This is a genomic window from Glaesserella australis, assembly GCF_003260095.1.
GTDB lineage: Bacteria > Pseudomonadota > Gammaproteobacteria > Enterobacterales > Pasteurellaceae > Glaesserella > Glaesserella australis.
Genome location: NZ_PTPX01000013.1, coordinates 151,009 through 165,058 on the forward strand (window position 1 = coordinate 151,009; position 14,050 = coordinate 165,058).

At 42.0% G+C, this 14,050-nt stretch carries 16 protein-coding genes and 1 tRNA gene; 12 read left to right on the top strand and 5 right to left on the bottom strand.

Translation table 11 applies throughout. The features are described 5' to 3' along the window. Positions 1 to 75 precede the first annotated feature (75 nt). The 10 genes from C5N92_RS06575 (at position 76) to C5N92_RS06620 (ending at position 6,463) form a co-directional block, all read left to right on the top strand. A complete protein-coding gene (locus C5N92_RS06575; RefSeq protein WP_111750044.1) occupies positions 76 to 858 on the top strand; it encodes a TatD family hydrolase in 783 nt (260 codons plus the stop codon). Between the two features lie 34 nt (positions 859 to 892). Beyond that, positions 893 to 1,420, top strand: coding sequence for a DUF1523 family protein (locus C5N92_RS06580; RefSeq protein ID WP_111750045.1), 528 nt, complete (start codon positions 893 to 895; stop codon positions 1,418 to 1,420). A gap of 254 nt (positions 1,421 to 1,674) precedes the next feature. After that, positions 1,675 to 2,427 (top strand): UDP-2,3-diacylglucosamine diphosphatase, encoded by a 753-nt coding sequence (gene lpxH, locus C5N92_RS06585; protein ID WP_111750046.1) that lies wholly within the window; start codon positions 1,675 to 1,677, stop codon positions 2,425 to 2,427. Continuing rightward, complete coding sequence (locus C5N92_RS06590; protein WP_111750047.1) at positions 2,428 to 3,219, top strand: glycosyltransferase family 2 protein; 792 nt, start codon at positions 2,428 to 2,430, stop codon at positions 3,217 to 3,219. Between the two features lies 1 nt (position 3,220). After that, positions 3,221 to 3,574 (top strand): YbaN family protein, encoded by a 354-nt coding sequence (locus tag C5N92_RS06595; protein WP_111750048.1) that lies wholly within the window; start codon positions 3,221 to 3,223, stop codon positions 3,572 to 3,574. A 61-nt stretch (positions 3,575 to 3,635) separates the two neighbouring features. Beyond that, positions 3,636 to 4,229, top strand: a complete 594-nt coding sequence (mog, locus tag C5N92_RS06600) for a molybdopterin adenylyltransferase (protein WP_111750049.1) — start codon at positions 3,636 to 3,638, stop codon at positions 4,227 to 4,229. Positions 4,230 to 4,238: 9 nt separating this feature from the next. Next, complete coding sequence (gene glnB / locus C5N92_RS06605; RefSeq protein ID WP_111750050.1) at positions 4,239 to 4,577, top strand: nitrogen regulatory protein P-II; 339 nt, start codon at positions 4,239 to 4,241, stop codon at positions 4,575 to 4,577. Between the two features lie 213 nt (positions 4,578 to 4,790). Then, positions 4,791 to 5,279 (top strand): signal peptidase II, encoded by a 489-nt coding sequence (gene lspA, locus C5N92_RS06610; protein ID WP_111750051.1) that lies wholly within the window; start codon positions 4,791 to 4,793, stop codon positions 5,277 to 5,279. Then, entirely contained in the window at positions 5,280 to 6,224 is a 945-nt protein-coding gene (gene ispH / locus C5N92_RS06615; RefSeq protein ID WP_111750052.1) for a 4-hydroxy-3-methylbut-2-enyl diphosphate reductase, read from the top strand. Continuing rightward, the gene (locus C5N92_RS06620; protein ID WP_111750053.1) at positions 6,224 to 6,463 is read left to right on the top strand and encodes an FAD assembly factor SdhE; all 240 of its coding nucleotides are present in this window, start codon (positions 6,224 to 6,226) and stop codon (positions 6,461 to 6,463) included. Before ispH ends, C5N92_RS06620 begins: the two co-directional genes overlap by 1 nt. Positions 6,464 to 6,516: 53 nt before the next feature. On the opposite strand, the gene C5N92_RS06625 is transcribed toward C5N92_RS06620, so the two are convergent. The 4 genes from C5N92_RS06625 to C5N92_RS06640 form a co-directional block, all read right to left on the bottom strand. Further along, on the bottom strand, positions 6,517 to 7,707 hold the full coding sequence (locus tag C5N92_RS06625; RefSeq protein WP_111750054.1) for an anaerobic sulfatase maturase: 1,191 nt from the start codon (positions 7,705 to 7,707) through the stop codon (positions 6,517 to 6,519). Between the two features lie 8 nt (positions 7,708 to 7,715). Beyond that, complete coding sequence (locus C5N92_RS06630) at positions 7,716 to 8,297, bottom strand: Crp/Fnr family transcriptional regulator (protein ID WP_111750055.1); 582 nt, start codon at positions 8,295 to 8,297, stop codon at positions 7,716 to 7,718. A gap of 156 nt (positions 8,298 to 8,453) precedes the next feature. Then, positions 8,454 to 9,902 carry a sulfatase family protein gene (locus C5N92_RS06635; RefSeq protein WP_111750093.1) on the bottom strand — a complete coding sequence of 483 codons (1,449 nt, stop codon included), beginning with the start codon at positions 9,900 to 9,902 and terminating at the stop codon, positions 8,454 to 8,456. A gap of 130 nt (positions 9,903 to 10,032) precedes the next feature. Beyond that, positions 10,033 to 11,724 (bottom strand): solute:sodium symporter family transporter, encoded by a 1,692-nt coding sequence (locus tag C5N92_RS06640; protein WP_111750056.1) that lies wholly within the window; start codon positions 11,722 to 11,724, stop codon positions 10,033 to 10,035. A gap of 246 nt (positions 11,725 to 11,970) precedes the next feature. On the opposite strand from C5N92_RS06640, the gene C5N92_RS06645 reads away from it, so the two are divergent. Beyond that, on the top strand, positions 11,971 to 12,774 hold the full coding sequence (locus tag C5N92_RS06645; protein ID WP_111750057.1) for a sulfite exporter TauE/SafE family protein: 804 nt from the start codon (positions 11,971 to 11,973) through the stop codon (positions 12,772 to 12,774). A 162-nt stretch (positions 12,775 to 12,936) separates the two neighbouring features. Here the strand turns inward: C5N92_RS06645 and pdxY are convergent, their stop codons facing one another. Beyond that, positions 12,937 to 13,800 (bottom strand): pyridoxal kinase PdxY, encoded by an 864-nt coding sequence (gene pdxY / locus C5N92_RS06650; protein WP_111750058.1) that lies wholly within the window; start codon positions 13,798 to 13,800, stop codon positions 12,937 to 12,939. A gap of 106 nt (positions 13,801 to 13,906) precedes the next feature. Here pdxY and C5N92_RS06655 point away from each other — a divergent pair. Continuing rightward, a tRNA-Thr gene (locus C5N92_RS06655) sits at positions 13,907 to 13,982 on the top strand. Positions 13,983 to 14,050 lie beyond the last annotated feature (68 nt).

Sequence of the window (14,050 nt, forward strand, 5' to 3'; positions counted from 1 at the left end):
GATATTAATTTTTAATAAGATAAAACGGACACACGCAGTGTGTCCCTACATTTTTTAATAACAAAAGGATCAACTTTGAACAACCTATTTATCATCGACTCTCACTGTCACCTAGACTCGCTAGACTATGAAACTCGCCACAAAAATGTGGACGAAGTGATAGATAACGCTAAAGCCCGTGGGGTGCAACAGATGATTTCTATCTGCACCACACTCGGACGTTTTGACGCAATGAAACAGCTCACCGCTCACCGTAGCGAAGTGGCGCTGTCCTGTGGTGTTCACCCTTTGAACGTGGAAGATGAACCATTTGACTACGACAAACTTTGTCGCTTAGTTCAAGATCCACGTGTCGTGGCTGTGGGGGAAACGGGGTTGGATTATCACTACACGCCTGAAACAAAAGCGTTGCAACAGTCGCTGTTTGAACAACATATTGATGTGGCGAAGCAGGTCAATAAGCCGTTGGTTATTCATACTCGCTCGGCTCGTGAAGATACGATGCATTTTTTAGAAAAAGGCAACGCCGAACAGTGTGGCGGTGTGTTACACTGTTTTACGGAAGATTGGGCGATGGCACAACGGGCGTTGGATATTGGTTTTTATATCTCAATTTCAGGAATTATTACGTTCCGCAATGCCGAAGAATTGCGAGATGTGGTGCGAAAAGTACCGCTTGATCGCCTGCTCGTTGAGACCGATTCGCCATACCTTGCCCCGATCCCTTATCGTGGCAAGCCAAATCAGCCAGCCTATGTGCGAGAAGTGTGCGAATATGTGGCAACCCTAAAAGGCGTTTCTGTTGAAGAATTTGCTAACATTACTACGCAAAACGTGCGAAAATTGTTTAAAATTTAAGGGCAATATTCCGAATGTTCGGATAAGGATTTTTATGAGAGCAATGTTTAAATACTTTTTGATTTTGGTCTCACTCTCGCTACACATCGTGTTAGTTGGCGGAGTGAATTATGCTTTCCCAAGCTATGAACAAACAATGGTGACAGGAATGGAAGTACGCCGTATGGACAAAGACGGCGTGATTAGCAAATCCAACCCTGCGGACGGCGAAGTGCGAGATGTTTACTTCCTATTCACCGAACACCCTGACACAAAAGCGGTAATGGTTTACCGCAATGAAGACACAGGCTGGGGTTTACCGCTCTACTTCAAATTTGGCTCTGCGGACATTCAAGCCAAAGCCCAAGCCTATGCGAATGAAAAACAGATGGTGCAGATCAAATACTACGGCTGGCGGATCAACTGGTTAAACGAATTTAGAAATATCGTCTCAATCACACCGCTTGCCGAAGGCGAAACAGTATCAAAACCGTGGGTGAGCTATATTCTATACGCTTTCTTCGCCTTGACATTCTTCTTGTCTGTGCAGTTTATTCGTGGGTGGTTTGATAGTAGTAGATAAATCTCCCAAATTATTCCCTTCCCCCGTTTACGGGAGGACAAATGCGACAGCATTTGAGCGTTGGCTTTGCCAACGACCCGTAGGGTGAGCGAAGCGAATAATGTGCCGAAGGCGGAAGGGGGGATTGCAAACGCAGTTTGCAACCTTTTTATCACAAATTGCCTGTTGTTTGTCCTTCGGACAAATCCCCCCCACCCTAACCCTCCCCCGTAAACGGGGGAGGGGAATGTGTTCCCTGATAATATAAAAATGTAATGACCACCTACTTCATCGCCGATCTTCATCTTAACGACAACCAACCCGAACTCACCGAGCTGTTTTTGCAATTTATGGCAGAAAAAGCACCGCTTGCGGACGCTGTGTATATCTTAGGCGATCTGTTTGATTTTTGGATTGGTGATGATGAACAGTCGGCACTTATCTACAGTGTCAAACAGGCGATCTGCCAAGTGACCGCTCAAGGTGTGCCGTGTTATTTTATTCACGGTAATCGAGATTTTTTGATCGGCAAACGCTTTGCTAATGAAACAGGAATGCAACTGTTACCTGATTACCAACTGATTGATTTATATGGCAAAAAAACCTTAATCTGTCACGGCGATACTCTCTGTATTGATGATGTGAAATATCAGCAATTCCGCAAAAAAGTACATCAACGCTGGCGACAATGGCTCTTTCTCCGCTTGCCCCTTGCGTTACGTATTCATATTGCTCAAAAAATTCGAGCGAAAAGCCGTGCCGATAAGCGAAGCAAACCCGCAGAAATTATGGACGTAAACCCTGAATTTACTGCTCAAATTGTGGATAACTACCACGCAGAGTGGCTTATTCACGGACATACCCACAGGCAAGCGGTGCATACAATGTCTCTTCCCCCGCGTGCGGGGGAAGGTGCCGAAGGCGGAAGGGGGGAAAACTTCACCCGTATTGTTCTCGGCGATTGGGGCAAAACCGCATCCATTTTAGCGGTCTCGCCACAAGGTTTTGCATTTAATGAGGAACGCTAAATGATTGATGTGATTATCCCTTGCTACAACGCCGAAAGTACCTTACAGAGAGCAGTACAAAGTGCTTTAAATCAAGCAGAACTCGGTACATTGTGGATTGTTGATGACGGTTCAACGGACAACAGTTTCGCACTAGCGAAACAGTTTGAAGCCCAAGTGCCGACCAAAATCAAAGTAGAACAAATGCCCAAAAACGGCGGTGTGGCAAAGGCTCGTAACTGGGGAGCCCTGCAAAGTGACGCAGAATTTGTCGCTTTTCTTGATGCCGATGATGCCTATGAAAATGGGGCGTTACAAGTGGCAGAAGCGATCTTCCACTTTCGCCCTGAAGCAATGGTAGTTCGCCTTGCGTTAAAACCTGTCGGTATTGCCGAGCGTTATCATTCACACCCCAATTTTGACTATGCGTGGCAACATATGCAAATGACTGGTGGTGGTAACGTCGTCTTTAGACGTGCCTTTTTTCTTGCTTGTGGTGGTTTCCCACAGCATCAACTTTTTAGAGAACTCGGCGGGGAAGATGGCGCTTTAGGTATCGCTACTACTCAAATAAGCTATGTGGCAACCGCATTTAATGAAGCTGGAGTATTAAATTATTGCCACGAAGGGATGCATGCTGAGCGGTTACTTGATGCTATTTTATTTAATAAAAAACACGAAGAAATTACAGAAGAAAAGATAGCTCAAGCAAATGCAGTAACAGAAAATATATGTAACCAGATTAATTTGTTGAAAATAAATCTCAATAAGAATAATATTGGTATCTACCCATTAATTTTAGAACGGACTTAATATGAAACCTTTTTATGTCGTTTTAGGACTACTCTGTGTCGTCTTAGGCATTATTGGAATTATCATACCAGGTTTACCAACTACACCTTTCTTATTGCTTGCACTTTATTGCTTTAGCAAGGGTTCTGTACGCTTACAAAGATGGTTTATAACAACCAAACTTTATCAAAAATATTTAAAAAATTATGATGAAAAACGAGCTATGCCCTTAAAACAAAAAGTTAGTATTTTAGCTTTTTCTGCCCCATTCTGTCTTTTTGCTTTTTTCACTCTTCCACATATTGCAGGAAAACTTTTTTTAATTACTGTCATTATATTTCAATATTATTACTTTATCTTTAAGATAAAGACTTGAGAAAACTAAACTCTCACTGTAAAATAGCAAGCTGTCACTATTTGCAAAAAAGAGAAAGAAAATGACCGCTTGTTTAAGCAAAGAAACTCTCAAAATCGGCTTGGTTTCCGTATCAGACCGAGCTTCCGCAGGCGTTTATGCCGATCAAGGTATTCCTGAATTACAGGCTTGGTTGCAATCTGCCTTAACTACTTCCTTTGAAATCGAAACCCGCTTGATCCCCGATGAACAAGCGGTAATTGAGCAAACCTTAATTGAACTAGTGGATACACATGCTTGCCATTTAGTTCTCACCACAGGCGGAACAGGTCCTGCCAAACGAGATGTCACTCCCGATGCAACTCTTGCCATCGCCCACCGCGAAATGCCTGGCTTTGGCGAACAGATGCGTCAGGTAAGTCTGCATTTTGTCCCGACTGCTATTCTTTCTCGTCAAGTTGGCGTGATTCGTCACAGCTCACTTATTTTAAACTTACCAGGACAACCAAAAGCCATTAAAGAAACCCTAGAAGGTGTGAAAGATCTGGATGGAAAGGTTCTCGTTCGTGGTATTTTTAGTGCAGTTCCCTATTGTTTGCAGTTATTAAGTGATATTTATATTGATACTCACCCAGAGATTTGTGAGAGCTTTAGACCGAAATCGGCGAGAAGATAGGATGATGTGATGAAAAAGATCGAAGCTATTATTAAACCTTTTAAACTAGATGATGTCCGTGAAGCATTGACGGATGTTGGTATTCAAGGAATGACCGTAACGGAAGTCAAAGGCTTTGGCCGCCAAAAAGGACATACAGAGCTGTATCGTGGGGCGGAATATGCGATTGATTTCTTACCAAAAGTAAAGTTAGAAATTATTGTCACCGATGAGCAAGTGGATGAATGTATTGAAGCCATTATCGATACCGCTCAAACGGGCAAAATTGGCGATGGTAAAATCTTCGTGTACGACGTGGAACGAGTAATCCGTATTCGTACAGGGGAAGAGAACGAAGAGGCTATTTGATTGCTAATCTAGAGCTTACGCCCTAGGTTAGGTATAAATAAGCTCCTACGGCGCTTCAAACTGAGGAAAAACTATAATTTAATAGGACTGAACATTGTAGGGTTAAGGTTTAATTTTACATTAAAATCAATATGTTACGATAAATAGTAAATCCCCTACAAAATGACTTTATTCATAACCGTGGGTGATAACCTTCGGGATATAAGGAACAATATGAAAAAAACAAGTTTATCTTGGTTATGGCTAAGTGCGGTAGTATTAATCATTGATTTATTAACTAAATACATTGTAGTACAACGCTTTGAACTATATGAAAGTGTCAATGTATTACCAATTTTCAACTTAACCTATGTCAGAAACTATGGGGCGGCGTTTAGCTTTTTAGCTGACCATTCAGGCTGGCAAAAGTATTTCTTTTTAGGGCTAGCGATTGTGATTTCTATTGCTTTGGTCATCATGCTATCTAAAAATAAAACTGAACTTAAACTACAAAATGCCAGTTATGCTTTAATCATCGGTGGGGCAATAGGCAATGCAATAGACCGTGCTTACAACGGCTATGTAATTGATTTTTTAGATTTTTATTGGGATATCTATCACTATCCTGTATTTAACATCGCTGATGTGAGTATTGTGATGGGAGCAGGATTGTTAATTTTGGAATCCATTTTAGATCATCGTAAAAGTAAAAAGAGTGATTAAATGAACATTATTTTAGCCAATCCTAGAGGCTTTTGTGCCGGTGTTGATCGTGCAATTTCTATCGTGGAACTTGCTTTAGAAATTCACGGTGCACCGATTTATGTGCGTCACGAAGTGGTGCATAACCGTTTTGTCGTAGATGGTTTAAAAGCGAAAGGGGCAATTTTTGTCGAAGAGTTGGATGAAGTACCAGATGGTGCTATTGTGATTTTCTCGGCTCATGGGGTATCTCAAGCGGTTCGTCACGAGGCAAAACGCCGTGAATTGAAAGTTTTTGACGCAACCTGCCCGCTTGTTACTAAAGTGCATATGCAAGTAGCTCGTGCGAGTAAAAAAGGTACAAAAGCGATCTTGATCGGTCACGAAGGGCATCCTGAAGTTGTAGGTACTATGGGGCAATATGATAACGAAAAAGGCGGTATTTTCTTGGTCGAAGATGTGGAAGATATTGCGAAATTGGGCTTAAAAGATGACGAAGATCTGACTTTTATGACACAAACCACGTTATCTATTGATGATACGAGCGATGTGATCGAGGCGTTGAAGCAGAAGTACCCTGCAATTCAAGGTCCACGCAAAAACGATATTTGCTATGCGACAACTAACCGTCAGCAAGCGGTCAGAGAGTTAGCAAAATTAGCGCAATTAGTCTTGGTTGTTGGTTCTAAAAATTCATCAAACTCAAATCGTCTTGCAGAATTAGCTACAAGAATGGGAACACCATCGCAGTTGATTGATGGTCCGCAAGATATCGACCCAACATGGTTAGACGGTGTTCAAACCATTGGTATCACTGCAGGCGCTTCTGCACCTGAAGTATTGGTTCAATCCGTTGTTGAACATCTGAAAACATTAGGCGTAACCAAAGTAGAAGAACTTGAGGGCTGCGAAGAAAATACGGTATTTGAAGTACCAAGAGAATTACGAATTACGGAGGTGCAATAATGAACCGCTTTAAAATTGAATGGGAATGCCGCCGTGGTATGCGTGAGTTAGATAAAATGATTATGCCGTTTTATCAGGCTCATTTTGATAATCTCACTGAAACGGAACAACAAACCTTTGTGGAAATGCTTGGTTATACCGATCCTGAACTATTTCGTTGGTTTATGAATCAGGAAACAGCACCGACAGAAGCGTTGCAAGCGATGGTCAAATTGATCCAATCTAAGTTGGAATACTGATTCTCTTTTATTTTTCTGTGCGGGCGAACAAATATGTTCGCCCATATCGTTATTTAAGGTCTCACAAACTGCACAATATCCTGAGCTGATCCGCCACTGCGAATAATATCTCGCATTTTCCGCATAAATGGGGCAGTTTTGCGGAAAAAGAGTTGGTAGGATTGGCAGAGATAGTTATGTTGATGTACTTCATTCGGCAAGCTAACAATCCGATGTTTCGGGCAACCGCCGTGACAGAAAGATCGTACATCACAGGCTAAACAGTGGGAAGTGAGAGCGGTTTTCTTGCTCTGCCCAAAGTTTTGTTGTGGTTCAGAAAGGGCGATTTCACCCAACGGTTGTTGGTTTAAATTGCCGACTTTGTAGCTTGGGTAAACGAAATGGTCGCAGGAATAGACATCGCCGTTCGCTTCCACAATCAGCGATTCGCCACAGGTTTCTTGATGAACACAGCTACTGGACGGATAGCCGAGCCATTGCCCGAGCAGGTTATCAAATTCCAACACATAAATTTTGCCGACATCGTGTTGCACCCACTCTTTAAACACTTCCAACAAAAAATGCCCAAAGCCTTGTGGCGCAACGGAGAAAGCGGTCGGTTTTGCGCTATTTTTTGCAAAAGGTTCTGTACCACAGCCTGTTTCGACAATCGGGATAAACTGCATAAAGGTTGAACCTAGCTCTTTTAAAGCGAGATAGGTTTCCCTGCCTTTTTGCCAGTTTTGATCGTTAATTACGGTAAGCGTATTGAACTGCACACCGTACTCTTTCAGTAATTCCACCGCCCGTTTTACCCGTTCAAATGTCGGCTGACCGTTTACCGAAATGCGATATTTGTTATGCACATCGCTCAAGCCGTCAATGGAAATACCGATAAGGAATTGATTTTCTTTGAAAAATTCCGCCCATTGTCGATTTAAGGCAATGCCGTTGGTTTGAAAGGCGTTGGTGATCGTTTTGCCATTTGCAAATTCTTGCTGAAATCTGACCGCTTGTTTGAAAAAATCCAAGCCCAATAAGGTCGGCTCGCCCCCTTGCCACGCAAACTCCACCCGTTGCCCTGCACTCGATTGAATGTAGTTTCGCACATAATTTCGCAGGGTATTTTCGTCCATAAAACGCACCGCTTGCTCAATAGTATGCTCTTTTTCAAGGTAAAAGCAGTATTCGCATTTGATGTTGCATTGAAAGCTACTCGGCTTTGCCATTAAGTGAAAATGGGCTTTCGGGCTATGTTCAAACATCGTTTCCCCTATTTTTGCTTATGCCAATCTTGCAACAAGCCGTTGCGTTTTAGCTCTTTGGTAATGCGGATCGCCGTTTCCGTTTCACAGCCTGCATATTCGGCAATTTCACGGTGCGTCCAGTTGTAGTAAGGGAAGTTCTCCGTCAAGAAATAGATGCTGTCGATCACACGGTCAAGGGTTCGCAAATAGGCACTTTTCGCCAAGCGTTGCTCCGCTTCACGCAGTTCATTGGCAAGCGACTGCAACAAAAATTGGCTCATCTGCGGATTTTCCACAAAAAAGGTGTCTATATCTTTTGGTTTAATTCGGGTGATCTCCGCTTCCACCAACACTTTAGCGTTGCAATGGTAGCCGTCATCGCCAAACAGGGTGCGATAGCCAAAATAGTCGCCTTTTTGATACAGCCGAACAAGGCTCTCTTTGCCGTTATCCAGCGTATGATACAAGCCGATCAAGCCATTATTGACATAATAAAACTCTTTCGCCGTCTCGCCCTGCTTGTAAACCGTCATACCTTTAGCGAATGAATGTAAATGGGTAAGCTGGCACTGTTTTAAATCGGTGGGGTAAAAAGAATTTACTGACATAACGGCTTCCTGCATAGCATATTTGTGGTTCGGCTTTATCCTAACATAGAAATGCGCTTCGCTCTATGATGGGGATCAGATTGTATACAATGGTTCAAAAAGCAAATCAACCCGCGACAAGCGGGTTGATCTTTCACGTTTTTTACAAATTGAAAGCTAGATCTCATCAATAATCCGATACACCCAGTTTTCCAACGGGTCGCCTAGGCGTTTCATCTCTGCTCGCATTTCCTCAAGCATCTCTTTTTTAATTTCTTTATAAGCGTCATCATAGAAGAGATTGTGCATTTCTTCAGGATCTTTGCGGACATCGTAGAGTTCGCACAAGTCTGTGGCGTTGAAGACCAGTTTGTAATCTTTGCGTCGCCACATTCGTTGTTCAAAGTAAACGAAGTGTCCGGCAAGTTGGCAGAGTAAGCCTTTGCGGTCGTTTTCTTTGTTTTCCCTTGTGATCGGTAAAATGGTTTCCCCTTGGAATGCGGACGGTACTTCTTGCCCTGCTACATCATAGACGGTGGACGTTAAGTCGTGGAGATAGACGAGATTGTCGTCCACTTCATTGACTCGGTTAGATTGCGGGTCTTTGATGATAAGCGGTACGTTGTAGGTGGTTTCAAACATAAACTCACCTTTTTCAATCATACGGTGTGCACCCATTGCGTCGCCGTGGTCGGCGGTTGCCACTAAGAAGGTGTTTTCGTATAAACCGTTTTCTTCAAGGAATTGGAATAATTCGCCGATAGCGTCATCAATTAAGGTGATGTAGCCCCAGAATTTGGTGATCACTTCTTTCCAACGTTCTTCGCTGGCTTCCCACATTCCCCACATTTTTGAAATGGTGCGGAAATGCCCCGGTTTTCCTTCAAGCGGTTTGAAGAAGCTTTCATCTAACACCACATCTTTTGGATCGTACATGGAGTAGTAAGGCTCTGGTACGATACAAGGAGTGTGCGGACCCCAGAAGTTGATCCAGGTGAAGAACGGTTTGCCTTCAGCTAGTGATTCGCGAATGTATTTTTTCGCTTCGTCAATGATGAAGTATTCGATGGTTTCTTCCTTGGTGCCGGAGAGTAAACCGCACAGTTCTTGCACACGCAAGTGTGGGTTGTCGCCAAAGTAAGCACGGCTCACTTCAGGGATTTCATAGCCTTTTTCTTCTAACCATTCACGGTAGCGGTTGGAATGTGTTGGCGGTTGGTTGAAGACCAAGTTTTTATACACTTGGCTGCCCGGATAGCCATAGCCGTCAAAGTTGTGTCCTTTGATGCCGTAATCTTCCGGTACAGATTTAGTACCAACGTGCCATTTACCCACGACATAAGAGTTGTAGCCTTCAAGGTTACAGATATTCGGAGCTTGTTTGCTAATTTCGCCTGTACCGCCTTTTTCGCCGTTTTTGATAATACCGTGACTTGACGGCATTAAGCCCGTGAACAGCGATGTACGAGCAGGACCGCAAACGGAAGCAGGGGTAAAGGCATTATTAAAACGAATACCATCTTTGGCAAGTCGGTCTAAATTTGGGGTTTTGACGATTTGGTGTCCGTAAGGACCGAGCATATCTTTGCGGACTTGGTCTAAGAGAATATAAACGATGTTGTTCATAGTATTTTCCATTGTTGCTCTTTGGGGTTCCCTTCCCCCGTAAACGGGGGAAGGTGCCGAAGGCGGAAGGGGGAATGCAAATTTCTATCGAAATCTAATCGCTTGTTGCCCCCTAACCCGAATGATGATATTAGGCTTTATCTACGACTTTCTTTTTACCAAAGAAGATGAGAATTAGCACTTGTAGCACTGCCCATACTCCCATAATCATGGTTGCATTACCTTCTGGGGAAGCTAAACCAAGCGGAGATAAGACTAAGTGTAAGGTAATTAAACCTAAAACTAATGAAGCCACCGCCGTTCTTGCATATTCCCAATGGGTTAAATCCACATTTGCATGGTTGATATGGTTATCCACATACGGTGTTGCACGTTTTAAGAATTGACCTAAGAACAACATTAACGCCACGTCAAAGACGAATAATGCACCCATAACATAAACAAAGTTTACTTTGACATTGATAATCCAAACCAATGTGAAATAAAGTACAACGTGAACTAATAAGGTAATGCGAGCTGCTAAACCTGAAACGTTACGGTTGAATAAACCGACAGCAAAGAGTGCCACAATAGGAATGTTAAAGAACCCTGCAAAACGACGTGTGAATAAGAAGATACCGTCTGTGCCAAACATCAATAATGGTGCCACAATCATAGTGATTACTGCCATTACTGTACCAATTTTTTTCGCATAAGCAATGAGTTCTTCATCAGTACGTTTAACTTTAGTAATCGCTGGCAATAAGTCGTTACAGTAGATGGTTGCTGCTGAGTTTAAGAACGAGTTGAATGTACTTAAAATCGCACCAAATAATGCTGCTACAAAGAAACCTTGTAACCAAGTTGGTAATACTTTATTGACTAAACTTGGGTATGATGCATCAATTGGTTTTAAACCTTCACCAAGAATATGGAAACTTAATAAGCCCGGTAAGTTAAGAATTAACGGGAGAAGTAATAAAAACAAGGCTGCAATTAAAATCCCTTTTTGACCCGCTTTTAAATCTCTTGCACCTAATGCACGTTGTACGATCGCTTGGTTAGTGGTCCAGTAGAAGAAGTTTACGATCAAAATACCGGTGAAGATCGCAGGCCACGGTACAGCATCTGTTGCGCTACCAATCGCATTGAATTTCTCTACGTGAGTTGTACCAATGATACGGAAACCTTCTGAAATACTGCCGTTACCTAAATAAGCCAATGCAAAGAAAGGTACAAGCAATGCACCAATCACTAAGATTACCGCATTCCACGTATCGGATACCGCAACCGCTTTCAAACCACCGAAGATCGCATAAATCGCTCCAACAACCCCTGTTGCAATAACGGTATAAGTAATTGCTTCGCCATAGCTGATACCGAAAACGACTTCAAGATTGAAGATTTTGTTAAACGCAATCGCACCGGTATAAAGTGCAGTTGGAATCGCGATGAAAAGATAGAAGAACAAGAAGAGTGTTGACATAATCAAACGCGTTTGACGGTCAAAACGTGCTTCAAAGAACTCTGGAATGGTGGTGTAACCGTTGCGGATATATTTTGGTAATAGATATAACGCAAGGAAACAGAGAGGAATCACCGATTGCACTGTCCATGCCATAATTGAGAAGTTACCCGCATAAGAGTTTGCATTAATCCCGATTAATTGCTCTGTCGAAAGGGATGTTAATACCATTGAGCAGCCGATAACTACGCCACTCAATCCTCGCCCAGCCAAAAAATAGCCTTTTGATGTGCTTAAATCATCATCTTTGGTTTTATACCAAGAGATCCAACCAACTGCGGCGGTTACGACTAAAAAACTGACTATTGTAAGCAACATATAGTCCTCCTTAAGTTTTACGATTGAGATACAAAAATGTCATTCTAGAAATTTAGAACAGCTTTAGCATAATCCTGTTAGCTGTCAACGAAGTATGATAATTGTCATAAATGTAAAGTGATCTAGCTCACAAATTCTGAAAATAGTGAAATTTCACTCCAAAAATATGAGAATGATCATAAAACTTTCCGAACTATCTCTCTCATAATAGTTGCCATAAAAACTTCCTATCCTTGGGAGACAACAATGACAATCACCACAATTTTAATTTTAGTTGTTTGCGGCATACTAACAAACTTAATGTCAGCACTCTTTGGTATTGGTGGTGGCGTACTGATGGTACCCATTTTACACACCCTTTTTCCTGAATTTTCTTTACAAATGGTTGCAGCGACTTCATTGATGACCGTGATGGGAACAGCAACTATCAATCTCATTTATTTTTATAAACAACGTGTTCCAGTGAATATCAAATCACTACTACTTTGGTCGGTAGGGATGATTATCGGGGTACAACTAGGTTTTGAACTCAGTTTCTTTATTCCTAACTGGCTGATTGTAACGGTATTCGTAGTAACCCTACTAGTGCTAGCTCTACGCATTTTCTTCGTAAAAAAATCAGAAAATACGACCGCTTGTAGCAAGTTAAATGAGAATATCAAAGGTATTTCAGTGTGTGCTTTTGGTGGCAGTGTGGCGGGAATTACAGGTATTGGTGGCGGTTCAATTATGGCACCTCTTATCAGCCTATTACCAAGCGTTAAACCACATCAAATAGCCGCATACAGCAACTACATGATGATCATTGGTGGACTAGGCAATCTCTACGGTTATCTAAGTAAAACCCCACCTGTCTATTTAGAAAACTCATGGCAAGTGGGTTATGTAAATTTTACTGTAGTGGCAATTGTCGTGACCTGCTCTTTCATCACCAGTTTTTTCTCAATGAAGTTACGAGGCATTCTTAAACCACAAACGATGCAGAAATTGTTAGGCGCTATCTTGCTCTGTATTGCAAGTTATATGCTGATTTTACAAATGGTTCGTTAGGGATTAGTTGTTAATAATTCGGATAAAGTTACTTGTAGGGACGCCACGCTTGGCGTCCGTTTAATCCAATCTTTACGCAAAGGCGATATTCAGTAGACGCCAAGCGTGGCGCCCCTACTTTATTTCATTAAAATATGACACTTCACGAATTATTAACAGATCCTAGCCAATTTTCACCGCTTTATACTGACTCTGTGGCTCAACAATGAATGCACGAGCTTTAATAATTTGAAGTTCATATTTACCACTTTGTTGAGTCACACTCATCACATCATTTACGGCATTTGCTGTGTGTTCAAACGCTTCTAAATCGGACTTGCCATTGAGTAAATTAGCCAAGAACAGACCGCTTGTTAAATCACCCACACCAACAGGATCTTTTGCTACAAATTGGTGCAACGGGCGGCTAATATGCCAAATACCTTCTTCATTAGCTAACACCATTTCAAATTGAGCAGGATCTTGTCCTACTTTGCTTAAATGTTTAACTAAAACACGCTTTGCCCCTTTTTGACGAATAAATTTAATCGCTTCTAAGGCCTGAGCAAAGTTTTCTACAGGTAAGCCTGTCAGTTCTCTCAATTCGACTAAATTAGGTGCAATGATATCTGCTTTTACCATCGCTTCATCGCGCAAAAATTCCGCTACTCCAGGTGCAACAATACAACCTTTATCAGGATGCCCCATCACTGGATCGCAAAAATAAATCGCTTCTGGATTAGCCGATTTTACTCGCTCTACACAAGCTAAGATTTCAGCACCTTGCTCTGCCGCACCAATATAACCTGACAGCACCGCATCACATTCATGTAATGCATCAATTTCCGCAATGCCCTGGGTAATTTCACCGATTTGCTCTTTCGGCACCACCATGCCTTTCCATTTACCATATTGCGTATGGTTAGAAAATTGCACTGTATTTAACGCCCAAACATCAATCCCCAAAAGTTGCATTGGAAAAGTTGCTGCTTTATTACCCGCATAGCCATAAACTACATGAGATTGAATAGAAAGTACATTTTTCATAAAATTAAACTCCTTTCGATAATAATTACGCTTTTTTATTAAAAACAGTTGCAATCACACTCAAAATCGTTAAAATGCGCACTCTTTTCAAGACATCTCGTCAAATGCCGACTTAGCTCAGTAGGTAGAGCAACTGACTTGTAATCAGTAGGTCACCAGTTCGATTCCGGTAGTCGGCACCATTTTCTACTATTTCTTAATTTATTCATTTTCGAAAAGTCTTTTGGCTATCTCTATTTCCAATTTTCAG

Bases quoted from the DNA above. Each gene is read 5' to 3' on its own strand.
- C5N92_RS06580 (WP_111750045.1), top strand. From the start codon at position 893: ATGAGAGCAATGTTTAAATACTTTTTGATTTTGGTCTCACTCTCGCTA.
- lpxH (WP_111750046.1), top strand. From the start codon at position 1,675: ATGACCACCTACTTCATCGCCGATCTTCATCTTAACGACAACCAACCC.
- C5N92_RS06590 (WP_111750047.1), top strand. From the start codon at position 2,428: ATGATTGATGTGATTATCCCTTGCTACAACGCCGAAAGTACCTTACAG.
- C5N92_RS06595 (WP_111750048.1), top strand. From the start codon at position 3,221: ATGAAACCTTTTTATGTCGTTTTAGGACTACTCTGTGTCGTCTTAGGC.
- mog (WP_111750049.1), top strand. From the start codon at position 3,636: ATGACCGCTTGTTTAAGCAAAGAAACTCTCAAAATCGGCTTGGTTTCC.
- glnB (WP_111750050.1), top strand. From the start codon at position 4,239: ATGAAAAAGATCGAAGCTATTATTAAACCTTTTAAACTAGATGATGTC.
- lspA (WP_111750051.1), top strand. From the start codon at position 4,791: ATGAAAAAAACAAGTTTATCTTGGTTATGGCTAAGTGCGGTAGTATTA.
- ispH (WP_111750052.1), top strand. From the start codon at position 5,280: ATGAACATTATTTTAGCCAATCCTAGAGGCTTTTGTGCCGGTGTTGAT.
- C5N92_RS06620 (WP_111750053.1), top strand. From the start codon at position 6,224: ATGAACCGCTTTAAAATTGAATGGGAATGCCGCCGTGGTATGCGTGAG.
- C5N92_RS06625 (WP_111750054.1), bottom strand. From the start codon at position 7,707: ATGTTTGAACATAGCCCGAAAGCCCATTTTCACTTAATGGCAAAGCCG.
- C5N92_RS06630 (WP_111750055.1), bottom strand. From the start codon at position 8,297: ATGTCAGTAAATTCTTTTTACCCCACCGATTTAAAACAGTGCCAGCTT.
- C5N92_RS06635 (WP_111750093.1), bottom strand. From the start codon at position 9,902: ATGAACAACATCGTTTATATTCTCTTAGACCAAGTCCGCAAAGATATG.
- C5N92_RS06640 (WP_111750056.1), bottom strand. From the start codon at position 11,724: ATGTTGCTTACAATAGTCAGTTTTTTAGTCGTAACCGCCGCAGTTGGT.
- C5N92_RS06645 (WP_111750057.1), top strand. From the start codon at position 11,971: ATGACAATCACCACAATTTTAATTTTAGTTGTTTGCGGCATACTAACA.
- pdxY (WP_111750058.1), bottom strand. From the start codon at position 13,800: ATGAAAAATGTACTTTCTATTCAATCTCATGTAGTTTATGGCTATGCG.